This window comes from Glutamicibacter sp. ZJUTW (assembly GCF_008370855.1).
Taxonomy (GTDB): domain Bacteria; phylum Actinomycetota; class Actinomycetes; order Actinomycetales; family Micrococcaceae; genus Glutamicibacter; species Glutamicibacter nicotianae.
In genome coordinates, this window is record NZ_CP043624.1 from 2,343,875 (window position 1) to 2,366,661 (window position 22,787).

Annotated in this window: 30 protein-coding genes; 15 read left to right on the top strand and 15 right to left on the bottom strand. The window is 60.6% G+C overall.

Annotated features, from left to right (window positions below):
• The first annotated feature begins 248 nt into the window (after nucleotides 1–248).
• Both F0M17_RS17465 and F0M17_RS11010 read left to right on the top strand, forming a co-directional pair.
• Nucleotides 249–2,348: a GNAT family N-acetyltransferase gene (locus tag F0M17_RS17465; RefSeq protein WP_168202007.1), complete on the top strand. Its 2,100-nt coding sequence runs from the start codon at nucleotides 249–251 to the stop codon at nucleotides 2,346–2,348.
• A complete protein-coding gene (locus F0M17_RS11010) occupies nucleotides 2,345–2,839 on the top strand; it encodes a DinB family protein (protein WP_149597114.1) in 495 nt (164 codons plus the stop codon). Before F0M17_RS17465 ends, F0M17_RS11010 begins: the two co-directional genes overlap by 4 nt.
• Here the strand turns inward: F0M17_RS11010 and F0M17_RS11015 are convergent.
• From F0M17_RS11015 to F0M17_RS11040, 6 genes are all read right to left on the bottom strand, one after another.
• Nucleotides 2,836–3,540, bottom strand: coding sequence for a hypothetical protein (locus F0M17_RS11015; RefSeq protein WP_149597115.1), 705 nt, complete (start codon nucleotides 3,538–3,540; stop codon nucleotides 2,836–2,838). The genes F0M17_RS11010 and F0M17_RS11015 overlap by 4 nt on opposite strands.
• Nucleotides 3,541–3,874: 334 nt before the next feature.
• Nucleotides 3,875–4,954: a tellurite resistance/C4-dicarboxylate transporter family protein gene (locus tag F0M17_RS11020; RefSeq protein WP_149597116.1), complete on the bottom strand. Its 1,080-nt coding sequence runs from the start codon at nucleotides 4,952–4,954 to the stop codon at nucleotides 3,875–3,877.
• Nucleotides 4,955–5,011: 57 nt separating this feature from the next.
• Complete coding sequence (locus F0M17_RS11025; RefSeq protein ID WP_073705946.1) at nucleotides 5,012–5,773, bottom strand: isocitrate lyase/phosphoenolpyruvate mutase family protein; 762 nt, start codon at nucleotides 5,771–5,773, stop codon at nucleotides 5,012–5,014.
• A gap of 106 nt (nucleotides 5,774–5,879) precedes the next feature.
• Entirely contained in the window at nucleotides 5,880–6,341 is a 462-nt protein-coding gene (locus tag F0M17_RS11030; protein ID WP_246857052.1) for an N-acetyltransferase, read from the bottom strand.
• 67 nt (nucleotides 6,342–6,408) lie between these two features.
• Nucleotides 6,409–6,795, bottom strand: coding sequence for a VOC family protein (locus F0M17_RS11035; RefSeq protein WP_073705945.1), 387 nt, complete (start codon nucleotides 6,793–6,795; stop codon nucleotides 6,409–6,411).
• A gap of 70 nt (nucleotides 6,796–6,865) precedes the next feature.
• Nucleotides 6,866–7,399, bottom strand: coding sequence for a GNAT family N-acetyltransferase (locus F0M17_RS11040; protein WP_073705944.1), 534 nt, complete (start codon nucleotides 7,397–7,399; stop codon nucleotides 6,866–6,868).
• 184 nt (nucleotides 7,400–7,583) lie between these two features.
• On the opposite strand from F0M17_RS11040, the gene F0M17_RS11045 reads away from it, so the two are divergent.
• Both F0M17_RS11045 and F0M17_RS11050 read left to right on the top strand, forming a co-directional pair.
• A complete protein-coding gene (locus F0M17_RS11045) occupies nucleotides 7,584–7,877 on the top strand; it encodes a hypothetical protein (RefSeq protein ID WP_038990641.1) in 294 nt (97 codons plus the stop codon).
• 178 nt (nucleotides 7,878–8,055) lie between these two features.
• Nucleotides 8,056–8,634, top strand: a complete 579-nt coding sequence (locus F0M17_RS11050; protein ID WP_073705943.1) for a CDP-alcohol phosphatidyltransferase family protein — start codon at nucleotides 8,056–8,058, stop codon at nucleotides 8,632–8,634.
• On the opposite strand, the gene F0M17_RS11055 is transcribed toward F0M17_RS11050, so the two are convergent.
• From F0M17_RS11055 to F0M17_RS11065, 3 genes are read right to left on the bottom strand one after another with little or no spacing between them, the layout of a single operon-like run.
• Nucleotides 8,631–9,158 (bottom strand): 2'-5' RNA ligase family protein, encoded by a 528-nt coding sequence (locus tag F0M17_RS11055; protein WP_038990643.1) that lies wholly within the window; start codon nucleotides 9,156–9,158, stop codon nucleotides 8,631–8,633. The genes F0M17_RS11050 and F0M17_RS11055 overlap by 4 nt on opposite strands.
• A 4-nt stretch (nucleotides 9,159–9,162) precedes the next feature.
• On the bottom strand, nucleotides 9,163–9,696 hold the full coding sequence (locus F0M17_RS11060) for a GNAT family N-acetyltransferase (protein WP_073705942.1): 534 nt from the start codon (nucleotides 9,694–9,696) through the stop codon (nucleotides 9,163–9,165).
• Complete coding sequence (locus F0M17_RS11065) at nucleotides 9,689–10,441, bottom strand: bifunctional 2-polyprenyl-6-hydroxyphenol methylase/3-demethylubiquinol 3-O-methyltransferase UbiG (RefSeq protein WP_149597118.1); 753 nt, start codon at nucleotides 10,439–10,441, stop codon at nucleotides 9,689–9,691. The genes F0M17_RS11060 and F0M17_RS11065 overlap by 8 nt, the downstream gene beginning before the upstream one ends.
• 338 nt (nucleotides 10,442–10,779) lie before the next feature.
• On the opposite strand from F0M17_RS11065, the gene F0M17_RS11070 reads away from it, so the two are divergent.
• From F0M17_RS11070 to F0M17_RS11080, 4 genes are all read left to right on the top strand, one after another.
• Nucleotides 10,780–11,928, top strand: coding sequence for an acetyl-CoA C-acetyltransferase (locus tag F0M17_RS11070; RefSeq protein WP_073705941.1), 1,149 nt, complete (start codon nucleotides 10,780–10,782; stop codon nucleotides 11,926–11,928).
• 31 nt (nucleotides 11,929–11,959) lie between these two features.
• A complete protein-coding gene (locus tag F0M17_RS17470) occupies nucleotides 11,960–12,103 on the top strand; it encodes a hypothetical protein (protein WP_158024637.1) in 144 nt (47 codons plus the stop codon).
• Entirely contained in the window at nucleotides 12,100–13,299 is a 1,200-nt protein-coding gene (locus tag F0M17_RS11075) for an acyl-CoA dehydrogenase family protein (protein WP_073705940.1), read from the top strand. The genes F0M17_RS17470 and F0M17_RS11075 overlap by 4 nt, the downstream gene beginning before the upstream one ends.
• A gap of 64 nt (nucleotides 13,300–13,363) precedes the next feature.
• A complete protein-coding gene (locus F0M17_RS11080) occupies nucleotides 13,364–13,828 on the top strand; it encodes a phage tail protein (RefSeq protein WP_149597119.1) in 465 nt (154 codons plus the stop codon).
• A 41-nt stretch (nucleotides 13,829–13,869) separates the two neighbouring features.
• Here the strand turns inward: F0M17_RS11080 and F0M17_RS11085 are convergent, their stop codons facing one another.
• Nucleotides 13,870–14,712: an MBL fold metallo-hydrolase gene (locus F0M17_RS11085; RefSeq protein WP_073705939.1), complete on the bottom strand. Its 843-nt coding sequence runs from the start codon at nucleotides 14,710–14,712 to the stop codon at nucleotides 13,870–13,872.
• Between the two features lie 25 nt (nucleotides 14,713–14,737).
• Nucleotides 14,738–15,703, bottom strand: coding sequence for an RluA family pseudouridine synthase (locus F0M17_RS11090; protein WP_083586576.1), 966 nt, complete (start codon nucleotides 15,701–15,703; stop codon nucleotides 14,738–14,740).
• Nucleotides 15,704–16,013: 310 nt separating this feature from the next.
• Here F0M17_RS11090 and F0M17_RS11095 point away from each other — a divergent pair, with 310 nt between their 5' ends.
• From F0M17_RS11095 to F0M17_RS11120, 6 genes are all read left to right on the top strand, one after another.
• Nucleotides 16,014–16,697, top strand: a complete 684-nt coding sequence (locus F0M17_RS11095) for an MSMEG_4193 family putative phosphomutase (protein ID WP_149597120.1) — start codon at nucleotides 16,014–16,016, stop codon at nucleotides 16,695–16,697.
• A 10-nt stretch (nucleotides 16,698–16,707) separates the two neighbouring features.
• Complete coding sequence (locus F0M17_RS11100) at nucleotides 16,708–17,247, top strand: DUF3090 domain-containing protein (RefSeq protein ID WP_038990650.1); 540 nt, start codon at nucleotides 16,708–16,710, stop codon at nucleotides 17,245–17,247.
• Entirely contained in the window at nucleotides 17,244–18,011 is a 768-nt protein-coding gene (locus F0M17_RS11105) for an SCO1664 family protein (protein WP_073705937.1), read from the top strand. Before F0M17_RS11100 ends, F0M17_RS11105 begins: the two co-directional genes overlap by 4 nt.
• Before the next feature lie 74 nt (nucleotides 18,012–18,085).
• The gene (locus F0M17_RS11110) at nucleotides 18,086–18,925 is read left to right on the top strand and encodes an alpha/beta fold hydrolase (protein ID WP_073705936.1); all 840 of its coding nucleotides are present in this window, start codon (nucleotides 18,086–18,088) and stop codon (nucleotides 18,923–18,925) included.
• Between the two features lie 48 nt (nucleotides 18,926–18,973).
• Nucleotides 18,974–19,360 carry a hypothetical protein gene (locus F0M17_RS11115; protein ID WP_149597121.1) on the top strand — a complete coding sequence of 129 codons (387 nt, stop codon included), beginning with the start codon at nucleotides 18,974–18,976 and terminating at the stop codon, nucleotides 19,358–19,360.
• Between the two features lie 108 nt (nucleotides 19,361–19,468).
• The gene (locus F0M17_RS11120) at nucleotides 19,469–19,762 is read left to right on the top strand and encodes a DUF4287 domain-containing protein (RefSeq protein ID WP_038990654.1); all 294 of its coding nucleotides are present in this window, start codon (nucleotides 19,469–19,471) and stop codon (nucleotides 19,760–19,762) included.
• Between the two features lie 14 nt (nucleotides 19,763–19,776).
• Here the strand turns inward: F0M17_RS11120 and F0M17_RS11125 are convergent, their stop codons facing one another.
• Nucleotides 19,777–20,070, bottom strand: a complete 294-nt coding sequence (locus F0M17_RS11125) for a hypothetical protein (protein WP_143180992.1) — start codon at nucleotides 20,068–20,070, stop codon at nucleotides 19,777–19,779.
• A 205-nt stretch (nucleotides 20,071–20,275) separates the two neighbouring features.
• Between F0M17_RS11125 and F0M17_RS17850 the strand changes: the two genes are divergently transcribed.
• A complete protein-coding gene (locus F0M17_RS17850; RefSeq protein WP_073705933.1) occupies nucleotides 20,276–20,716 on the top strand; it encodes a glyoxalase/bleomycin resistance/extradiol dioxygenase family protein in 441 nt (146 codons plus the stop codon).
• A gap of 41 nt (nucleotides 20,717–20,757) precedes the next feature.
• Here the strand turns inward: F0M17_RS17850 and F0M17_RS11135 are convergent, their stop codons facing one another.
• The 3 genes from F0M17_RS11135 to F0M17_RS11145 all read right to left on the bottom strand — a co-directional run bounded on the left by F0M17_RS11135 (nucleotide 20,758) and on the right by F0M17_RS11145 (nucleotide 22,675).
• A complete protein-coding gene (locus tag F0M17_RS11135; RefSeq protein ID WP_143180991.1) occupies nucleotides 20,758–21,165 on the bottom strand; it encodes a hypothetical protein in 408 nt (135 codons plus the stop codon).
• A gap of 331 nt (nucleotides 21,166–21,496) precedes the next feature.
• Complete coding sequence (locus F0M17_RS11140; protein WP_083586574.1) at nucleotides 21,497–21,856, bottom strand: DUF5655 domain-containing protein; 360 nt, start codon at nucleotides 21,854–21,856, stop codon at nucleotides 21,497–21,499.
• A 378-nt stretch (nucleotides 21,857–22,234) separates the two neighbouring features.
• Nucleotides 22,235–22,675, bottom strand: a complete 441-nt coding sequence (locus tag F0M17_RS11145; protein WP_073705931.1) for a YtoQ family protein — start codon at nucleotides 22,673–22,675, stop codon at nucleotides 22,235–22,237.
• Nucleotides 22,676–22,787: the final 112 nt, after the last annotated feature.

Sequence of the window (22,787 nt, forward strand, 5' to 3'; positions counted from 1 at the left end):
AATTAATTATCGTTGACTTAGGCAATATAAATAGAATTCTTTTCAGTAATTCTCTGTCGATAGTAGATCGAACCAAAGATTAGATTACTTAGGTGGACTGATTGTATTTACGCTAGTCATTAATTTTACCTGCTTTTATCGCAGTCAATCTGGTACCCTCACGCAAATCGGAGTGTTTTCCACCGGTACCATGTTGTCATGAGCAACAAGGAATTTCCCATCTAATGTCAGAAGGCCGGATCGGGCCCATGAGCACCCCGAACCGCATCGTGCTTCCGGCGATGGACATGAATGTGTCCGAAGGCGGCGAGATTGAGCAGTCCGAAATCGATCACTACGCCGCTCGCGCCGCTGGCGGCGCCGGCCTGATCATCACCGGCGCCTGCGCCATCGCCGTCCCCTACGGCGCCGCGTCGATGAAGGAACCGGGACTGTCTGACGACAAGTTCATCCCCGGCATCAAGGCACTGGCCGACGCCATCCACGCTGCCGGCTCCAAACTGTGCATCCAGTCGACCCACCACGGCAAGGTGGCCCGAGTCGACACCGCCAATGACCGCCCGGTCCTCGCCCCGAATGAGCCGGACTACCGCTACTCGATGGACGCACTGGCCGATTGCACCCCGGAAGAGCTCGCCAAGATGGGCGCCGCCACCGCGGGCAAGCAGACCACCTACCACACGATGACCAAGGAAGACATCGACTGGCTGATCACCTCTTGGGCCGACGCCGCCGAGCGCGTGGCCAAGGGCGGGGCCGACGCCATCGAGATCCAAGTGGCCCACGGCTACATCCTGAGTGTGTTCCTGAACCAGCGCGACAACCTGCGCACCGACGAATACGGCGGATCGCTGGAGAACCGCGCCCGCCTGGCCTGCCAAGTCATTTCCGCGGTCAAGGAACGCGTCGGCGACAAGCTGGCGATTTTGGTGCGCGTGGCCGGCGAGGAATACGGCCAGGAAGGCGCGTTGAGCCTGCAGGAGTCCATCGAAGCTTCCAAGCTGTTCGAAGCCGCCGGCGCGGATGCCATCCATGTCACCGGCTGGGGCCGCAACCCGTTCGACAACTTCACCGACGGCCCGCTGCCAAACAAGGTCGGCGCCTACCTGGAAAACGCCGCCGAAATCAAGAAGCACGTCTCCATCCCGGTCATCGCCGTGGGCCGCATGCTTCCGGAAATCTCGGAGAAGGCCATTGCCGAGAACAAGGTCGACTTCGCCGCCATGGGCCGCCAGCTGCTGGCCGACCCGGAACTGCCGAACAAGCTGCGCGAGGGCACATCCACGGCGCCATCCACTCGGCCTGGGAAGCCACCGTCGAACTGTAGGCCGGAGGCACTCGCACGCATGGGCAGCGGGAGCGCAGCATCCTGGGGAAGCTGCCATCCCGCTGCCCTTTGCGTACCCTTGTCCGCCGGGCAGGCCCAGTGCTTGAATTGGCCAATGGGCCTTCGAATGCATACTCCAGCCGCGGCGCAGGTTGCCGACCTCGTTGACGAGCTCGCCAGCTGGCAACGTGACGGCCTGCCGGTGCAACTTCATCCAGGCGATGTGGGCTGGTACGCCATGCGGGGCATGGAAGCCGCCGCACAAGGCCTGCGGGCCTGGGCGGACCGCGAATCCATCTATGCCATCGGCCTGCTCGATGGACCGAACCTGATTCGCATGGCGCTGCATCCCGACTTTGTCGACATCCAGCCCCTGGCCGAGCAGATCCATGCCGACCTCAGCTCTGCGGAAAACCAGATCTTCCCGGCCGAAAGCGCCAGCATCGAAGCCCGCGGCGCAACGGCACTGGGCAAGATCCTGCAGGACCATGGCTGGATGCCCGGTGAAGCCTGGACTCCCCTGCGCCGTGCCCTGGATGCTCCGGTGCAGCTGCCTGAACTGGCCTTCCGGCGGATTGATGCTTCCCTGGCCGGCCAGTGGATGGAAGTGCACCTCAACGCCTTTCGCGGCAGCGATTTCACGCAGGAGGATCTGGCCCGGGCGCTGCAGCGCTGGCACACCATGGCCAGCACTCCCATCTATGATCAGGGCCAATGCCTCACCGCCTACGACGGGGAGATGAACCCGCTGGCCGTCGCAGGGGTCTGGTCCGCTGGTTCCGGGCGGCCAGGACTGCTGGAACCCATTGCGGTGCACCCGGCTTTTCGCGGCCAGGGGTTCGGCACGGCGATCAGCCTGGCCGCCGCCGCAGAGCTGCGGTCAATGGGTGCGTCCAGTGCCTTGGTGTGCACGCCCAGCGAGAACCGCGCAGCCGTTGCCACCTATCTCGCCGCCGGGTTCGTTGCCGATACCGAAGACCGCGACTGGCATCGCGGGGAAGAGGAACCGGTGGAATCATGAACGCCTCCGAGATTCTGGCCGATCTGGCCCAGCGCCCAATTGACGCGGCGCAGGCCCTGCCGCAGCTGAGCGCCGAACAGCTCAATGCCCATCCGGGAAACCATCCCAACTCGATTGCCTGGCTGCTGTGGCATGCCGGACGCGAAGCCGATACCCAGCTCTCGGCGCTGAGCGGCCAACCCGAACTCTGGGCGCAGTTCCGTGCACGCTTCAACCTAGGCGAGCTCGGTGATTCGATGGGCTACGGGCATAGTGCCGAACAGGCCCGCCAGATTACCGTGAGCGACCAGCAGCTGCTCGTGGACTACTTGGCCGCGTGCCTGTCCGCGCTCAGCGGCTACGCCGCCACGCTGGGCGAAGAAGAACTGGACGAAATCATCGATCGCAGCTGGAATCCAGCAGTAACGCGTGCGGTGCGCTTGGTATCGATCATGGACGATGCGTCCGTGCATGTCGGGCAGGCAGCCTACGCTGCCGGCACGATGATCTAAGCCGCAGGCAGACTCTTGGCCTTCTTGTTGATCCACCAGAAAATCGCTAGCTGGAGCACCAGGACAATGGCCGAAATGCCGGCATCGCCCCATCCCATCACGAACCCCGCCTGCAAGGTCCCGATCCCGCTGGCTACAGGATAGAACAGCGGCCACAGCACGGCCAGATTGCGCACCAGGGAGAAAGCAATCGCGAACATGATTGCGAAAACACCGAAGCCTGCTGCCGCTTCCAACTGGACCGATCCGAGGTGCTGGATCATGAAGCCAAGTCCGGTCAGCACAATAGCGGGCAACCATCCGAAGGCGCGTTCCCACCGCAGATACAGCCAGCCGAAGACGAAGAATGGTTCCCACAGGACCAGGAAGTTCGCCACCAGGTGGCTTGCAAAATCGGCACCCATGGCATTGGACAAGGCAAACAATTGGTAGGCGGATCCGGCACCCAGAACCAGAGAGACAGCCAGGGACGTCAGCAGGAATTTTCTCGTGATCCCCACCCCGGCCAAGGTTTCACGCCGCTGGCACAGCACCGTCCACAGTGGGATGGCGGTGCCGAAGACCAGAATGCCAAGCCAGAGGAAAAGGCTGTTGATCGAGGTTCCCGCGGAGTAGCACAGGGAAAACGCCAGCAAGGTGGCCAGAGCAATGAGCGTATCGGATTCGGGTTGCCACGCGAATGCTCTTCGACGTTGCTTCATGCCAGATGGAGATTGAGCAGGAAAATCATTCATTATGACGCGCCTCGGTGCTTTGGGTTGATATAGCCGCCTGTGGCCTAAGTTAGCATTTCATCAACTCGCCGACCATGAATAATGCTTAACGGGTACGGGGAATGCGGAGAATGATTTTCGGCCTGTCGGGGCAGCTGCTCGGTTCGATCCCCGCTGCCCCAGCAGCGGCCGCGAAACGGTCGCACACGGCATGGCGAACCCGGCCGGTTGGGCGGAACCATACCGCGTGCCGATCTGTCCGCGTTCATGCTGCAACCATTGAGGACACCCAGAGCATCGGCAAGGCCTAAGGAATCAGTAATTAGCTGCGGGTGCGGCTGCGCCACGCGAGCAGCACATAGTGGCGGATCATCGCAACGAAGACCACAGCCCACACCAGCACCGCGGCGATCAGCGACCCGTGGCCGATGCTTTCCACCACCGGCAACGAGTCGACCCGTCCAAGGTTGATCGAGGCGACCGCGAACATTCCGACAGGGAAGACGATTGACCATAGCGTGGGCACGTACACCAGCGGAACGCGGTGCACCACATGCCGCCACACGCCAGCTCCCACCAGGATTGGAATCAGCCAGAGGCAGTAGCTCCAGAAAGCCGCCACTGTCCCCGCAATCAGCGCACGGGTGGCATCAACCATTGGCGTGGATTCCATGCCGACAATCTTGCTGCCCGCAACAACGGCTATGGCCATGGCTCCCATGGCCACCCAATACGGTGGTTCGAATTCTTTCGGAGTCATCCCGAAGTGCACGATCCGCAGCAGCACCAGCACGGCGATGCCGGCATAGAGCGCGACGCCTACCGACCAGGTCAGCACGGCAAGCAAGCCGATCAGTGATTGCCCGTTCGCAACATGCGGCTGGATAACGCTCAGGCCGATGGCCAAGGACTGGCTGGCCACCGCCCAGATGAACCAGGTGCCGTTGACCCGGGAGAGGATCGGCTTTCCGTCCCGGCTCAGGAAGACCTGCCACGGCAGCACGTAGCCGAAGATGAACCAGAGAATGGCGGCCAGGGCCACGAGCACCATGGAGATCGCGCTGAACCCTTCGGCTCCCAACCGCACCGCGAGAATATCGGTGCCGGCAACGACTGTGAAGTACCCGAAGGCCATTTCCGGTCGGCGAAGTTCAGCCCTCATGGCTCCGCTGAAGGCAATTGCCCGCCAGATGTACAGCACCCACAGCACTGCATACGACAGCACGGCAAACGCCAGCAGGATCCCGGAGAGAAGGTCCCATCCGGCTTCGTGAAGGCCAATGGAAACAATGCCAGTGCCCATCGTCAGGGCGAAATACCCTGGCGACAGGTTCTCCAGGATCTCACGGAAAACCTGAGGTCTGGAGGGTGCCGTTTCATGCGGGGTTTGCCGATCGTCCATGCCTCCAGCGTACGACTGTTGCCTCAGCGAGGTGCAATTACACGATCTGGCAAGAGCTCAGAGCCACTCCCCGAGCTGCCTGCCGGAGACCTCCGCCAGCCACATTTGCCACAGCGGTCCGAAGCTCACCCGGCGAACTCCCAGCTCTCGCAAGGCCGCCAAGTCTCCGGCGGCGTGCGCCGTGACCGGGTGGGCAGTGACATTCACCGGGATTCCAACCGATTGCACGGCCTGCCTTACCTGATCCGCATCGGCCAGCGCCACCGGATACACGCTGCGCGCACCGGCCTGCTCCATCAGCTTGATGCGCTCGATAGCCTCACCCAGCGGGTCGGCGAACTTGTCAGCCAGCTTCACAGCATCGGTGCGTCCATTGATCACGAAGTCGATGCCAGCAGCATCCGCCGCTTGGCGGACGCCGTGGATGTAGTCCGCATGCTCCTGGCGTTCGCGCACACGGCCTCCTTCCCGATGGAGGACATCTTCGATATTCACTCCAACTGCACCCGCTGCGGCGACGCGTTCGAAGAGTTCTTCGGGATCCAGTCCGTAGCCGGACTCGACGTCGGCGCTGACCGGCACGTCGACGCTGCTGGTGATGCGTTGCACCACAGCCAAGTAGTCTGCGAAGTCCATCTGCTCGCCGTCAGCGCTGCCTATGGAATCTGCGACCGGATGGCTGCCGATGGTCAGGGATTCGAACCCGGCTTCGACCGCCACCTTGGCGCTGAAGGTATCCCACACGGTGGGCATGACCAGCAACTTCCCTGAAGCATGCTGCTGGGCGAGGTTCTGGGCAAGAGCTGAAATATCAGACAAGGAGATCTCCTAACGTCGTGGCGGATTGCGCCCAGTCTACGGCTCCAGTTCCCCTAGCGAAACAACCGCAAGATGAACTCCCAGCTTTCCCCCATGCGGCCGGAAATCATGCGCCATTTCGCTTCCCTCGCTGCTTGCCGGCTAGTGGTTTCACCATAATCAGGCAGGGCGTTTCGGGTCCCCAGAGGTCAGTTTCCTCCAGCGGCAGGAATCCCTGGCTTTCATAGAAGCGACGAGTCTTCGCATAGCCTGCATCCGGGTGCGAAGGCCCCAAGGTCTTGACCTGCAGCAGCTGAACTCCCCCGGCGAGCGCGTCGGCTTCAATGGCTGAGCATAAGGCCGACCCGATTCCAGTTCCATGGAGTTCGCGGTCGACCACCATTAGATGGATCTCGATGCTGTGGGCGTAGTGCCGGTCGACCAAGAGAACACCGAGTACCGTGCCGGCGGCATTGCGCACGGTCCAGGTTTCCTTGCTCCGCGCGGCTTGGATGTACTCCGCGTTGGATTCAGGTTGGCCAAACCACTCGGGAACAGAGGCAAGCAATCGCGCGACATCATCTGGCACGGCTTGATCCCTGGTTGCTGCGAAAGTCATCGGTTCCACAAGGCCTCCCGAACGTAATGTGATTGTGCTAGCTTGCCGGAGTCATGATTTCCAATCGATTCCCGAATCCGTCACGCGCGTGGAACCGCAGATATCCTTCAAAGGTTTCACGCTCAGCCCAAGACAGTTCATAGCCCATGGAGCCGATGCGTTCAGCGAGAGTTTCCAGCTCGTGGATCGAGTCGCAAACTAATCCCGGATGCGCTTTCTTGGCCGGTACGAATGAATCGTCTACGCCAAGATGGATTTCCGCCACCACGGCATCCGCTTTGAAAGCACGAAACCAGCATCCTCCCCTTCTGGCGAGGGAGGCAGGCTTGGGAACTTCGGCAAGTCCCAGCGCTTCACCGTAGAATCGTCGAGCTTCAGATTCTTCACCACGTGGCATTGATATCTGAACGTGATGGAGTCTCATTCAGGTTTCCTCGTCTCTAGACATGCTCATCGCAGTACTGCCAATGTACCTGCAAGGCGCTTGACCACAGTTAGGTTCGGTGCAATCCGAAGACCAGGGTTTCAACCCGTCCTTTGTTGTTTTCCGGGTCTTCGGTGCTGCGCTCTTCGAGCTTGAAACCGGATTTCTCAAGGACGCGGATGGAAGCTGCATTCCTGGCATCGCACGTTGCGCTGATTCGTTCCAAACCAAGATCTTCGAACCCCAGTCGGAGCAGGTGTCCCACGGCAGCCGTGGCGTATCCGTTGCCCCAGTATTCCCGATTCAGCGTGTAGCCAAGCTCTCCGGCCTTGGCATTCCGGTCGGTTGCCAACACTGACGCAGAACCAATGAGCACATCGCCAAGCATGATCGCTCGCAAGCGACGGTGCGGTTGCTCGATTAGTGCATCGGCAAGGAATTTTTGGGTATCGGCCAGCTGGTTAGGGCCCCACGTCGAGTACCGGCACACCAGTGGGTCAGCAGCGAAGTTGTGCACCGCAGACAGGTCTTGAGCACGGAAGTCAGTCAAGCGCAATTCAGGCTCCGTGGTAGTCACGCCGTGGGCTGGCGGATTGTTGCTCATTCGTTTTCTCCTTCGCGGTTCAATTCCTATCAATGCATTGGGGTGAAACCTATCGCTTGGCTGGGTCCAAGTCCAAGCATGTTGCGCAGCTGTTAAGCGGTGTTGAGTTTCATTGCCATTTTTGGAATCGTGGCACGCACATGCCCTTGAACTTGGCATGTCCTCAACCGGAAGGAGAGCCATCGTGCTCGCACTGACCGACCAAGCAGCATCGATCGTGACCGCGATCGTCACCAACCAAGCCGAGGAAGAAACCGCTGGCCTGCGCATCATGCAGGCAGACAGCACCCACCCTGAAGATGCAGCTTTCGGATTGCAGATTGTCCCCGCGCCCGAAAGCACCGATGGCGTGGTGGATACCGAAGGCAGCCCTGTCTATGTGGACGAGGCGATCGCCGACGCACTGGATAGCAAAGTACTCGATGCGGCAGTAGACGAGCAGGGCGGCGTGAGCTTCCAGCTTCTCGAACAGGGTTAATGCCGCACCCTGCTCTTTAGCTTTGGCTGCGGGGGTCGTCCTTCGGGACGGCCCCCGCAGTTATTTAACAAATTACCTCGGCCAACTTGACGGATATTTTTTCCCGGGCCAGCTGGCTCGCAGCCTTGTATATTGCGGCTCCGTGCGTCATCGTTCAACTAAGGGAAAGGGGAAAACAGTGGAAACGCGCGCGGTACGCAAACATGAATGGGCGACGATTCCGAACGCCATCACGATCATTCGTTTTCTCCTGGTTCTTCCCATCGTTGGCTTTCTGGTGGCCGATACCGAACCGGTGCTGACTGCGGTGCTGCTTCTTGCCTTCGGCCTCAGTGACTGGGTTGACGGGTTTATCGCCCGCAAGTTCAACCAGGTCTCGCAGCTTGGCATCCTGCTGGATCCCATTGCCGATCGCTTGGGCATCGTGGCTATCGCTATCGCGCTGGTAATTAGCGGAGCGATCCCGGTCTGGGTTGGCCTGGCCGTTTTCGTCACTGACCTGGTTCTGCTGTGCACCTATTTCTTCTTGCGCCTTGAATCCCCGCCGGCTTCCACATGGCTGGGAAAGATCCGCACTGCCATCATGATGCTGGGCCTGGCCTGCGTGGCCTTTGGCAGAATCCCCGAATTTACGGTGCTGGCCGCACCGGGCGTAGCCATTTTGGCAGCCGGCACGGTGCTGCATCTATTTGTCGGCTTCGGCTATCTGCGCATTATGCGTGCTTCGGCCGAAACGCAGAGGTCCTCGGCCAGCTAGTCACGGCCGTTGTGCTCCATGTCGCCGGCCAGGAGCGTCAATTCCTGCAGCCGGGGCTTCCACAGTGCTGCCCTGCAAGCAGTCAGTTCCCTGAGCTGCGCTGATGCCAGCTCATCCAGTGCACGGATATAGTCGGGAACGATCTCGCGTGGAAGGCGCAGGCCCATGGTCAGATGCGGGGTCCATCTGGGTCCTCGTCCGTCGGGATTCACGGCGCTGATTTCCCGGGCCGCCATTTCCAGGGCGTCGGTCGTTTCCAGCAGCCAGGCAACCGTCTGCTTGCGCTTGGTACCGAAAACAATCGTGCCCACCCGGTGGAAGCAGGCGGGGATGAGATCTGGGAGCAGCTCTGCGGCCCGCTGCGCTACAGCATCGCTCATGCTGGGCGAAAAGGTGATGGTGATATGCGGAGTCTGGTGTTGTGCTGGAAACCCTCGCTTTTCCAGCTGGGCAAAGATTTCCCGCACTTGCTGCTCCTGCTCGGCCGAGAAGCGCAACAGGATGTTATCTGGGGATCTGCTCATCCGGCTATTCCTTTCTCGTGCTTGTCACCGGACGCGTCCATGTACGGGCGCATGAATTCTGGTCCCCTGCCGCATGGTTGCTGGCCTCCCCGGTAGGCCTGTAGCCAAGGCTCGTCCAGAACGGTTCCGCTTCGGCGGCGTTCGTATCGACAATCGTTATCCGGCAGGTGGTGATCGACGGATAATCCTGCACCAGCGCGAGTACCTCTTCATGGAGCTGCTTCCCCAACCCCTCTGCTTGCCTTGCGCCGTCAATCATGAGCAATCCGATGTGGACCGTGTCCGTTCTCGGCCAGCCGACAATCAGATCAGCGAATCCGACGAGTTCTGCATCCAGCCAAAGGCCAAGATCGATTTTCTGCTCGGCCCGCGCCGTCGGCGGCAGGGCGGTCAATGCCTCGATTGAGGCATCAGCTGCGGGAACTGCGCCGGTAACACTTTGCGAATGCCCCGGGTTGCTTTCCATCAACCGCTGCAAGCAGGCTGCCTGTTCGATGGAAAGCCTGGTTAACTGGAGCTGCGAAGACCGCTTATCCATGAGCCGTCTCCCCGGTTTTTCCCTTGGCCGCTTCAGCTTCGAAGATCATCAGCGGCTGCTCGCCGTTGAATGGTTCTCGCGTCCAGCCGCCCCAGATAGCGCGAACCTCGAACCCTGCGGCGGAAAGATCTCTACTGATCTGCTCGGCGCTGCGGAAGGCCAACTCCAATTTTTCGACCACAACTTCCTGCGACTGCTCGAACTTGGCGTAGGACAATAGGCGGACGACTCCCGGGCTGCTTTCGTCGGCATCGAACCATTCGGTCAGCGGGCCGAATGGCGTCTGCCGAGTGGCGGCTTCTTCTGCATCCCACTTTTCCCAGGCACGCGTCGACGGGTTCCTGCTTTCAAAAGCCAGCACCGCTCCGGGCCTCGCAGCTTCGCGCAGTTGTTTCAAGGTTCGTTCCCACTGCTGGCCAGGGATGTGCTGGGCGACGTTCCCAGTCATCACCATCAAGTCGAAGAGCCCGCCGTCGATAGCCGAAGAATCGCCGTCGATCCAGGTGACTCTCCCAGCTTCGGGCCGACGCCTGGCGTAGGAAAGCATTACCGGTGAGGGGTCAACTCCTACAACAGTTCTTCGCTCGCCAACAAGCGTTACCGTCAAGAGCCCAGTGCCGCAGCCTAGATCCAGGATCCGATCGGCTTGGGTTTCAGCCGCGAGTGCACGGTAATAATCATGATCCGGTCCATCGGGATTATCCGTGTCGTAGAGTTCCGTGAGTCGTGGATCATAGTCGGTCATGCTCACATGGTCCTATTCCGTTCTCAGAGTTTCCGGTCGAGGTGCCGGGGTGCGCAACAATTCTTGCCTTGCCTAGGTGAAGCCGGCTCATTGTCGGTTGCTTCGCTGCCGGCATGCACTGTCCCGTCAGGCATCCTATGGTCCGCACCAATCGCGCAATAATTCTTCGCATGGAACTTTGCCCCAGCCGCTCCTACTAATCAGTAGTCGCTCCGGCACAACATGCATATCCCCAAGCCAACCACATCAATTGTGACCTAGACAACTGATGGTGAATTGGGCATTGTTGGTTCAACAGACGTTTCCGGTCTGCTCGAAACCCCTAATGGAGGAGCTCCATGGCCGAGGCCTACATCATTGATGCGCTGCGTACACCGGTTGGACGCCGGGGGAAATCGCTGGCGCAGATCCATCCACTTGATCTCGCCGCGGCGCCGCTGGGAGAACTGGTGAACCGGAACAATATCGATTCCGAGCAATACGATGAAATCGTCCTCGGCTGCATCGACCAGCTGGGACCCCAGGCCATGGACATTGCCCGCAACGCCTGGCTGGCCGCCGGCCTATCGGAACACGTTCCCGGGACCACGGTGGAACGCCAGTGCGGCTCCGGGCAGCAAGCAGTCTCCTATGCGGCGCAAGCGGTCATGAGCGGCACCAGCGACCTCGTCGTTGCCGGCGGCGTCCAATCCATGTCCAGCATCCCGCTGTCCCATTCCAATTCCGCCGCCAAGGACTTCGGGTTCCCTGACCCCTACACCGGCTCCAAGCGATGGGCGGCACGCTACGGCGAGCAGGAAATTTCCCAGTTCCGCGGTGCAGAAAAGATGGCGGAGCGCTGGGGCCTGGACCGCACCCAGTTGGAGGACTTTGCCGTGCGTTCCCATGAGCGCGCGTTGAACGCCCAAGCGCAGGGATACTTCGACCGCGAGATCCTGGCCCTGGATGGCTTGGCCGCCGACGAGGGCCCGCGCCCTGTGGACCGCGCCAAGATGCAATCACTGGCCCCGATCATCGACGGAGGAGTGCATACAGCGGCTACCGCATCGCAGATGTCTGATGGCGCCGCCATGCTGCTCATTGCCTCGGAGTCCGCGGTCAAGCGCTATGGGCTCAAGCCCCGCGCCCGCATCCACCACATCTCTGCCCGAGGCGATGACCCGGTCATGATGCTTTCAGCGCCGATCCGCGCCACCCAGCATGCTCTGGCCCGCGCTGGCATGCGCATCGAGGACATGGACCGCATTGAGATCAACGAAGCCTTCGCCGCGGTGGTCCTTGCGTGGCAGCAGGAAACCGGTGCCGACATGTCCAAGGTCAATGTCAACGGCGGCGCCATTGCTTTGGGCCATCCGATTGGTGCCACCGGCGCACGGCTGATGACCTCCCTGCTGCACGAGCTGGAACACAGCGATACCCGCTTTGGCCTGCAGACCATGTGCGAAGGCGGTGGACAGGCCAACGTCACCATCATCGAACGCCTCTAGCTTCCGGCACCGGCCACGAAGGAAACCACCCATGAGCGCATTGCCCGCCGATACGGCGATGAAACCCGATGACCCGAACACCATTGGTGCGCTCATGCGCTGCAACCAATCGGGCAAATTGCTCAAGCGCAAGTCGCGCGCTGAACGCAACACGGCTTCGGGCGGCGCCCAATGAACCGCGACCCGTGGGCACCCTACGAGCTCGCCACCGCGGTGGATGTCGACTACCTGTCCGCTTTCGCGACTGCCACCGACGAGGATCGCAGGCATTGGGCTCGCACCCGGCAATACGGCGAAGAGATCCTGCCGGTCATCAACGAGCACTGGGAGAACGGGCATTACCCGCTGGACCTGGTCCGGCGCATGGGCGAGCTCGATCTGTTCACCGACGGGCTGAGGATCCCCGGCCACGCACACTTCTCCCCGCTGGCCGCAGGACTGGTAGCCATGGAGCTGTCTCGTGCCGATGGCTCGATGGCAGCGGCCGCTGCAGTGCAGGGCGGCCTGGTCTTGCGCAGCCTAAAATTCTTTGGCAGCCCCGAACAGCAGGAGCAATACCTGGAACCGGTGGCTTCAGGTAAGTTGCTCGGTGGCTTCGCGCTGACCGAACCGCACCATGGTTCGGACGCTGTCGGCCTGGAATCCAGCGCCCGGCGCGACGGGAAGCACTGGATCATCAATGGGCACAAGAAATGGATCGGCAATGGAGCTGCCGGCGGCATCACCATCGTGTGGGCGCGGGATGTTGCCGATTCGCAGGTCAAGGGGTTCATTATCGACCAGGGCACCCCCGGCTACGAGGCCGCCCCTGTGCGCGGCAAGGGCGTGCTGCGCGCCATCGAGCAGGCAGAGATCCGGCTGACGGATGTTCGCGTCCCGGAGTCCGCCCGTCTCACCGGGGCGGAATCGTTCAAGGATGTCTCGCGGGCGCTGGTTGATACCCGGGTGAATGTCGGCTGGTCGGCTCTGGGCCATGCGCAGTTCCTCTTTGAAGCTGCACTGCAGTATGCCAAGCAGCGCACGCAGTTCGGCAAACCGCTCGCCGCACACCAGATGATCCAGGAACGCTTGGCGCAGATGCTGGCCGAAATCACCAACATGCAGTTGCAGTGTGCCGCCGTCGCCGGCATCCAGGCCGCCGGCCAGTTGAAGGACACTCAGGCATCATTGCTGAAGTTCCATAACACCCGCGCTGCCCGCAGGATCGCATCCACCGCGCGCGATCTGCTGGGCGGCAATGGAATCCTGCTGGAAAATCATGTCATTCGCCATGTCGGGGACATCGAGGCGCTGCACACCTACGAGGGAACGGAGTCGGTCCAGGCATTGATTCTCGGCAGGGATCTGACCGGCTTCAGCGCCTTCAGCTAGATCCGCGGAGTACGATAATGATGAATCTTGCGTTACCGCTTGGCCAACGACCGAAGGACTGCCCATGCCATACCTAGTCGATTTCAAGGACGTCTCCACCCAGGGCCTTGAGTCCTCGCCCGTTGCCGATGCACTCGCAGGCTTGCGCGCCAACGAAGCGCGTTATCTGAAGAACAAGTTCAACCACGACTTTGCCGTCGAGCAAGCGGCCGACGCTCAGGACACCATTGCGTGGGTGAACAAGATTCTTGCCGAAGAACGCGACCTGCACATCGCATCCACGCCGCTGCAGGCGACCATCTTTGGGGCCGACGGGGCCAAGCGCGCCTACGTCTTCTACGAGTCAGGCCTGTCCATTAATGTCCTCTACGGCTTGGAACCCGGTGAGAAGCGCGCCGTCGGCTTCAAGCTCAGTGACGGCATGGAGGTGCCAGACGAGCTGCAAGAGAAGTTCAAGTTCGCGCGGCAGAAGTCCAAGCTGGCAGGAACCATCCGCGGCTCCTACTTCGTGATCAAGAACGAATACTGACCTTTCGAAGAATGGACTGCTGCCCCGCGCTTTCGTGGATCCTACTGGGCACCCGGCAACTGCGCGTAGGCATCCTTGGCTGCCTCTAGCAGGAAATCAGCAGGCCACAACGCGCGCACTTCAGCCGGGAACACGATGTCCTTGATGGCTGTGCCGTTCTGAAGCGCCGCACCCAAGGTCGCTGCGAGCTGCTCGAAGCAGTGCAGTTGCTGGATCACGAATTCCCTTCCCACAGGTTCCCCGTGGCCAGGAACTACCACGTCACCGGGCTGGATGTGCTTTAGCAGGAATTCGAGCACTCCCGGCCAGCCCATTGGATGGGCGCCCGACCCGAACATCGGCGGGCCCGACTGCTCGATGATATCGCCCAGGAACCAGGTCTTGGCATCAGGAATATGGATCGCCAGGTCGGTGTCGGTGTGCCCTTCGCCCAGCGGGATTACCTCGATATCCCGCCCGCCAAGGCTCAGCGTGCAGCGATCTTCCAGCAGGTGGTTCGGCGGTGTCAGCTGCACACCGTCCCAATCCATGTCGGGTTCGAGTTCCGGCGAGCGCCGAACCAACTCAAGCCGGGGCTTCTCGAATTGCTCGAAATGCGCAGGGATACGGTGATGGCCGTAAATCGGGATTCCCTGCTGGGCAAAGAGCTGATTGCCGAAGGTGTGGTCGTAGTGGGCGTGCGTGTTGATCACCGCAACTATTGGAAGACCAAACTGCGCTGCGGCCTCGTCGATGATTTCTCGTGCCTCGCGTTCGTTATTGCGGGTATCGATAATCGTCACGCCGTGTCCGCCGAGCACCGCACCAACGGAAATATCCAACGGATCATAACGCCTCTGGAATACCCCCGGGGCTACCTGGTTCCAGATTCCTTCAATCATCATTGACCGTCCTGCCGGCTCTGCTTGGCTAGAGTCCTGCCTTCAGCAACTGTTTCCAGCGCAGCGGCATGGGTGCCTCGACCACCAGTTCCTGGCCATCGGGCTTGGGAATCACCAGCTTAGTCGCATGCAAGAAGAGCCCGCGGCCTCCTAGCTGTTCAACACGGCGATTGAACTTCGCAAAACCATACCGGTCATCACCGGCAATCGGATGCCCTTGGCTTTGCAGGTGGACACGGATCTGGTGCTTGCGTCCAGTCATCAGTTGCACATCCAAGATGGTGGCGCGCTGTCCTACGCGTTGCCTGACCACGACGCGGGTCTCGGCTCGTTGCCCGTGCGGGTCAACCACGACCTTGTCGGCGCGGCGCAGCAGCGGCGCGTGGATCGATTCGATGCCCTGCTTCCAGTGCCCTGCCACGAGCGCCAGGTAGTGGCGTTCAATTTCGTCTTCCCGGTCCCGGAGCAACTCATGCAGATAGCGCAGCATGCTTGGGGTCTTCGCCAGCACCAGCAGCCCTGAAGTGTCGCGATCCAGACGGTGAGTCAATTCCAGATCCGGCAGTTCCGGGCGCAACTGGCGGAAAACTTCGATCACGCCCGCAGGATTATCTGTACCTTGGTGCACGGCGATGCCGGCAGGCTTGTCGATGACCAGCACATCCTGGTCCTCGTGCACCACGGTGTTGCGCAGCCGCCTGACCAAGTACTCCGGGACGTCGGGTTCTGGTGCCTGGCCCGGTGCCGCAAGTAGCGCCGGCAAGGTAATCTTGTCATTTTCGGCTAGCCGGTAGCCTTCTTGGACTTTCTTGCCGTTCACGCGCAAGTGCCCTTTGCGCATGAGCCGGAACAGTTCTCCTGCCGGGACCGTTTTGAGCCGGGATCTCAGGAACTTTTCGATGCGCCGGCCTGCATGCTCGCCGTCGATGACAATGGTGCGCGCCTGGGAATCAGACCGCACTTCTGCCGCTGGATGCTGGAAGACTCCAGGCAAGAACTATCACTCCATTTAGGGGCCACATCCATGAGTGGATCATGGCGTCGCCGCTCACTGCGGGTCATTCTCAAGGGACTTCCGGGAGCCTGCCGCCCCGAATTGGCCAACCTTCATCGTACCCCGATGCCGTGATCCTGCACGAGTGAAACAACAGGCAAGAGGACTGAACTCACAAAATCTTCAGGAGGTATCAGGCCGTGATGAACATGGCGCGGAGCAACTGCCGATCCTGGCGGCCCTTTGAAATAGCACAAAGGATGCCGGTCCAATAGTCGCCTGGCTTCTTCTCGATGACTAGGCTGGGTTCATGGCAACAGTAATACTTGTACGGCATGGACGTACCACCGCCAATGCCACCGGCGTACTGACTGGACGCACGCCCTCCGTGTTCCTCGACGATACTGGGGAAGAACAGGCGATGCGCACTGGCGAGCGGCTAGCGGCAATCCCCCTGGCTGGCATCGTCTCAAGCCCGCTGGAACGCTGCGTGCAGACAGCGGAATTCGCCATGCAACAGCAAAGCAAAGCCGCACAATTGCTGATTGAGCCAGAACTCTCGGAATGCGACTACGGCCTGTGGCAGGGCCGCAAGCTGCAGGACTTGGCTGCCGAGGAACTTTGGAAAACAGTGCAGTCCGCGCCGTCAGCGGTGACCTTCCCGGGCGGGGAATCCATGGCCGGAATGCAATCCCGGGCTGTAGCAGCCATCAGGCGCCATGACGCGGCGATCGAAGCCGAGCATGGTGCTGAAGCAGTCTGGGCGGCATTCAGCCATGGCGATATCATCAAGTCGGTACTGGCTGACGCGCTGGGCATGCATTTGGATCTGTTCCAACGCATTAACGTAGGTCCGGCGTCCGCATCGATTGTGCACTACGGGTCCGGCGCGCCCCGCGTGTACTCCATCAACACCGACGCCGGAGACCTCTCGTGGCTAGCCCCCGGCCTCAAGACAACCGATGCCCCGGTCGGCGGCGGAGCAGGACATTAAGGAGACTGAAATGACGGCAACAGTCAACGAATTCAACTGGCCGGATCGCGTAGTCATCGGCACCATCGGCGTGCCCGGGTCCCGAACCTTCTACCTGCAGGCAAGAGCCGGCTCGGAGCTTTCCAGCATCGCCTTGGAAAAGCAGCAAGCCGCTGTGGTTGCAGAGATGATTGACGAGATCCTGGATCAGCTTTCCACCGTCAAGGGCAACCCCTTCAACGTTCCCGAACATACCCCGGTGGAACTGGTCGACAACGATCCGCTGGAAGAAGTGAACGAATCATTCCGCGTCGGATCCATGAATCTCGGATGGGACGCAACCGTAGCGCAGGTAGTTCTGGAAGCTTTCTCCCTGAATGACGAAGATGACGAGAACTTCGATCCGGATGGACCGGGCGCAGTCATGCGCGTGCGCATGCCCGTAGGCACCGCACGCGCTTTCGCGATGCGCACCCACGAGATCGTGGCCGCTGGACGGCCGATGTGCGCCAACTGCGGTTATCCGATTGATCCGGATGGGCATACCTGCAGGGACGAGAACGGACAGTGAATGCGCCCGATCTGCTGACTGCGCAGCTGGAACTGACCGGCCGCATCGCCACCGCTTCCAACGCGACGTTCTTGGGCAGCATCGGTGAAAAAAGCGTTGTCTACAAGCCCGTAGCTGGAGAGAAACCCCTTTGGGACTTTCCCCATGGATCACTGGCCTACCGCGAGGTTGCCGCCTTTCGAGTATCTGAAGCCCTGGGATGGAACCTCGTCCCCCAGACGTGGCTGCGCAACGGGCGATTCGGCGAAGGCATGGTGCAGCTATGGCAAGACATTGATCGGGAACAGCACCCAGTAGACATCGTAGCCGCGGACAAGGTGCCTGAAGACGGCTGGAAGACCGTCCTGCACGGAGAGGACGAATCGGGGCATCAGATGGCTCTGCTTCACGAAGATACTCCTGCACTGCGACGCATGGCGGTCTTCGATGTGCTGGTCAACAATGCCGACCGCAAAGGCGATCACGTGCTAGCAATGCCAGATGGCCACCGCTACGGTGTCGACCACGGCCTCTGCTTCAATGAAGAGCACAAACTGCGCACCGTGCTTTGGGGATGGGTTGGCCAGCCGCTGACCGACGACGAACTGGCCGGTGTCCAGAGGGTCAGCGATGCGCTGGACGCGGATCTTGGGCAAGAACTGGCCGCGTTGTTGACCGGTGAAGAAATCGCCGCGCTCGCCGACCGTTGCACGGATCTGCTCAGTGAAGGGCGATTCCCTGCGCATCGCGGGCAGATGCCTGCCGTGCCCTGGCCGCTTTTCTAGCACGCAGTTTTCTGTTGACCGCAGGGCAGCCTGCAAGCCATTCTAGGAGTCGGATAGCAAAGGACAGGTCGCGCATGGGAACGGTCAAGGCAAACAAGGTAGACCTCGGTGTCGAATCCTTCGGAAACGAAAACGATCCATTGATTCTCCTCATTGGCGGCACCACCATGCTTGCCTGGCCCGAGGCCCTATGCGAGGCATTGGCTGCTGGTGGGCGCCATGTGGTGCGCTACGACCTTCGGGATTGCGGAGAATCAACCGCTGGGAACCCGATGAAACCCGCCTACAACCTGCGTGATTTAGCTGCCGATGCCGCGGCATTGGCTGAACTGCTGGATGACCGTCCAGCACATGTGGCGGGTATCGGGGTCAGCGGGATGATCGCCCAGGTGGCGGCGCTGGATTATCCTGAAAAGTTTAGCGCCCTGACATTGGTTGGCACACGGCCGGTAGCGCCAGGACCGGTGGACAATGATCTGCCAGACCATGACCAAGCAACCATGGGCAAGCTGTTTTCCCGCCCCATGCCAGATTGGGCAGACCGCGAGTCCGTTGCCCAGCACTCCGCCGAGGGCTCCCAAATCCTTGCCAACGATCCGGAAGCCGCCCTGGATCTGGCCTCCCGCATCTGGGACCGTACGGCGAGCGCAGAGCCAGAAGTCCACATGGCAAACCAGATCGGGATTGTCTTTTCCAAGTTGGACTGCACTCCACGCTGGCGCGAACGGCTTCCCGAGTTAGCTATCCCCACACTGGTCGTACACGGAGCCAAGGATCCGTTCTTCCCCGTCGGCAATGGCGAAGCGCTGGCCAGGGAGATACCGAACGCTTCCTTGCTCGTGCTTGAAAACGCTTCGACTGCCATACCTGCTTCTGCCTTCTCCCAGGTTGCTGATTCAATGCTGCGCCTGTAGGCAAGCAGCGATTCGAGCACTAGTCACAGGCCAATATAGACTTTCCTCATGGACCATAGGCCGCCCCGGACACCAGGCGAAGAACTTAGGCCTGCTGAACTAGAGCTGCTGGCTTTGCTCTGCAGCGGCAAAGATGCTGAATCGGCTCTAGCCCGGCAGCAACTGGAGTTTGCACGCTGGGGCTGCTACGAGTTCGAGGACTGCGAGTGCTTCTTGATTTCGTTCATTAGCAAGCGGGATTGCCGCAGTATCCGGCATGGCGATGGCCCGTTCTCCACCGTTGACGTTGGAAAAGGTGGGGAATACCTTGGGCAACTGACTCTTTGGGTTGTTGACGGATACCTTCACTCGGTGGATTACATGCCTTTTGAAGATGACCCAGGGCACCTGCCAACTTCCGAAAATTACACGTTGGAATTCGTCGGACGCAACTAACCTTCTCGACAAGGCTTGGCCGGCACGAGCCTGATAACTCTATTGTTCGGCGCTTCGCTTCGGTAGTAGTATTCGTGGCACATACTCGGGCCTTCGAGAGGATTCGCCATGTCATTCCAGGCCTATCTGGACACCATCGAGAAAAAGACCGGACTTACTCCGCGCCAGCTAGTCGGTATCGCCCACGAAAAAGGACTAGACCAGGAAGGTGTCAAAGCCGGGGAAATCCTGGCTTGGCTCAAGGATGACTACGAACTGGGAAGAGGACATGGCATGGCATTGGTGCATGTCATCCAGAAGGGACCTGGCATCTCCAGCAAACATGTTGGGTCCGGCGGCACGCACAATGACGAATCAGATGTGCTGTGGCTCGACGGCATCGCGACGAAGCCGTCCAAGTGAGCCAAACGCGAAAGCTAAAGATCCTGATCGCCAGGCGTCGTTCCGGGCTCCTCCCGTTGGTCGCGAACTGCAGTAACGGCTGAAACGGCCAATGAAATCGCGATGGCGATCCAAAAACTGTCAAGAGCTTCAAGCACTGGCCTACCTGAAATGAGGCAATAGGCCGCAAGGAACAAGGCCAGACCCGCGACCGAGACGCCGAGGTACACCGCGACTCGTTTCCAGGCAGTTTTGGAAAGCCTCCGCATTAGTTCTCCAATCATTTTCTCTATACCGTGGATCATTTCAGATTCTGCGGGATGAGGCACTGGGCGCTTCCACGTTCGAATGCTGAATGCATCAGCCGAAATTCCCGGGAAGGGTTCGGCCTCTGCCCGTCCGGCCGAGGCTCGGTCTGGACTCGATCATCAAGAAGATGATCGTTGAGCTATCAGGCCCCAGGTCAACTGATTGGTCCGGCAAACGAAAACTGCATACGAAAGACAGGCCGTATCCGTTGCGGGAAGCGTCGGGTTGGACCACACTTGGGGCAGGGGCCACTTTCGGACTCCTCAAGTTGTTCTATTCACGCGTGATATCGACCGCGCGACAGCATTCTATGGTGCGCTGGGCTTTCGGGAAGTGTTCCGCACGCCCGAAGCGGGAACGCCAATCCATGTTGACCTCGCCCTCGACGGGTACAGGCTCGGCCTAGCCACCGAAAGCAGCACCCGCAAAGACCATGGGCTCAGCCCGGTCGCCGACGGCCAGCGCGCCGCGGTGATACTTTGGACCGATGATGTCCCGGCAGGCTATGGCCGTCTCATCGGCTTCGGTGCGAAGCCTATTAAGGCTCCGTCTCCATGGCTCGATCGCTTGCTCATCGCGTGGGTCGAGGATCCGGACGGGCACCTCGTACAGATTGTGCAGCACCATGTCCAGCCACAGGACACTGTGCACAATCCTACGCGTTGACCACGAACGCCACATGACTGGGGCACAAGCCGTTCCCAGGGTCAGCGAGTCATGTGTTCCTCGTCTTCGGGCGTGATGATCATGCCTTCGTGGGTCACAGTCGCACCGAGCATCTTGCCGCGATGGTCAAGGAAGATGACATCGACATCGCCCAGCTCGGTCCATTGCTCGTTGTTCCCTGCTTCTGGGAAGAAGCAACCGAGGCTTTCGATTGCTCGAATGATGCCCCTGTCGTATGCGTAGCTGCGCTTTACTACGGTTGGGCGACCCCGCTCGTAATAGCCATAGCCTGGCCCGACACCTACCGTTCTCTTCGAATCGAGGTGCGCCAGCAGTTCCAGGAGCGGATGCCCTTCGTCTCCATCGTTGAAAACGAACTCGATGCGAGTGGCCAGCGGCCGCATCGAGCGCATCCATGCGGATTGCTCAGCAAACGAAAGTATGGTCATCACGTCAACGTAGCAAAAAATGGGCTGGTTCCGTCGCAGAAGCTCCACTGCCACCCTCACGAAGCGGTCTGGATTTAATCCCAAGCCAGGTCGCCGCTGTTTGAACCGTTGGTGTTGGCCTGGCAAGACTCCGACTGTCCTTGCGGAAGCACTTTCCAACACGCATCACCGGCACCGACTGCAATTCAGCACGAACGCCGCTGCAAAGATGTTCATGTCGAAGTGTTCTCGTGGCGTGCCAAAGAAAAACTGTCAGGTACCTCGAAGCCGGGTGGACGCGGTGGGCGTCAACCTTGCGGTTAATTACGCGGTGGTTGCCATGCTGCGCACCTCACAGGTTCGCGTCGTAGACCTGTTGCAACCAACCGATCAGCTCGTCGTCAACGTCCCCGGCAGAGTGCAACCCGGCTTTGACGGTCACCGCACTGCCCAGCCTGCTGCCGGGTGCCGAAAGCCGCGGAGAGTCCGGCGCGGCCTCCCAGCGCAGCCCCAGGTCCACCCGGGTGCGCGTCACCGGCGCGATGACCGCGAAGGCACGGCGGGCGGTGAGCAGGGCGACGTAGGTCTTGCGCGTCTGGATGGCCACTTCCCCCAGCTGGGGCAGCAGAGCCAGCACCGCGTCGTAGATTTCCCGCAGCTGAGGCCGGTCGGCGTATTGGCTTTCGGCGGCCCTGGACCAGTTCGTCGGCACTGCGGGTGAAGAAGTCCGGGTAGCCGAAGCGCTCGAAGACCAGCAGCATCTGGCTGTAGCCGGTGACCGAGCGTTCGGCCAGCCAGGCACGCAGATCCTTTTCGGCGGCCGGTCCCTCTCGGCGGACCAGCTCGTTCCACGCCTCCAGGGAATGCCCGGTGGTGCGTTCGAGCAGCTCGACCTGCCACTGGCGCATTTCCTGCCAGGAGCGCGGATTCTGCTGGGAAGCTTCCATGCAGCGATAATAGCAACGCGGCGGCCGCCGCACCCTGTGCGTACGGCACGCAACCAGCGGACAGCGGGGAAATTCCATGCGCCGGTGCGTGATCTGATTCCCTTGGCAATGCTTCGCCGGCGCGGCCGGCTGGCCGGCCTTGCTTAGCCCTGGAGCACGTAGCGCTGGGTCTCGACGACCTGGACGGTGGTCTTGCACCAGCCCTGCGCATCGGCGTCCACTTCCTTGGGCGGGTGGACGATGTCCTCGTCGTGCAGGGTCACATAGGGCTTGCCCAGCGCCGAGCAGTACCCGGCATCGAACGCGGCGTTCCACCGCTTGTATTTGTCGCCGAAACGCACCACGACTAAGTCCGCCTTCTCGATCAGGGTGCGGGTCCGGATGGCGTTGATCTTGGCGGACTGGTGGTCCCGCCAGAACCCGGTGTCGGTCTCGCCCAAATGGTCGCCCGCGGCATCGCCAGCCGGGTGGTCGGTCACCGGCGCGGTGAAAACGATGTCCAGTCCGGCCGCTTCAGCGCCTCGCCGAATCTCGTCGCGCCAGCCGGTGTGGATCTCGCCGGAGAGATAGACGTTGAAACTCATGGTTCAGGGCTCCTTGATGGATAACAGGCAGGTCCCGGAAGAATCTCCGGGTCGCGAACCACCATCCTATTGAAGAGATTGGCATTAAAGACGAACACTCCTCTTTCCGCGG